Genomic DNA, 454 nt, shown 5'->3' with positions numbered 1-454 from the left:
CCGGGAGCTCGTACGCCTTGGAGCGGTGGACCCGGCCCTTGTTCGTGAAGAACAGCAGCCAGTGGTGGGTGGTGGACACGAAGAAGTGGTCGACGAGGTCGTCCTGCTTCAGCTTCGTGCCGCGCACGCCCTTGCCGCCGCGCTTCTGCGAGCGGTAGTCCTCGGTCTTGGTGCGCTTGACGTAGCCGCCGTGCGTGATCGTGACGACGATGTCCTCTTCGGCGATCAGGTCCTCCATGGACATGTCGCCGTCGAAGGGGACCAGCTTGGAGCGCCGGTCGTCGCCGAACTTCTCTACGATCGCGGCGAGTTCCTCGCTGATGATGCCCCGCTGACGCACGGGCGAGGCGAGGATCGCGTTGTACTCACGGATCTTCGCCTGCAGCTCGTCGTGCTCGGCGACGATCTTCTGGCGCTCCAGAGCCGCCAGCCGGCGCAGCTGCATCTCCAGGAT

The 454-nt window shown here is 65.4% G+C and carries 1 protein-coding gene; it reads right to left on the bottom strand.

The genetic code is table 11. The features are described 5' to 3' along the window. Window positions 1-454 (bottom strand): DNA gyrase C-terminal beta-propeller domain-containing protein (locus tag G3I78_RS48290; protein WP_275424937.1); only part of this gene is annotated, 454 nt, incomplete at both ends.

Source organism: Streptomyces sp. SID13726, from assembly GCF_010548375.1.
Classification (GTDB): Bacteria; Actinomycetota; Actinomycetes; order Streptomycetales; family Streptomycetaceae; genus Streptomyces.
The sequence above is the reverse complement of the archived record's forward strand: the minus strand, read 5'-3'. Positions and strand labels throughout refer to the sequence as shown.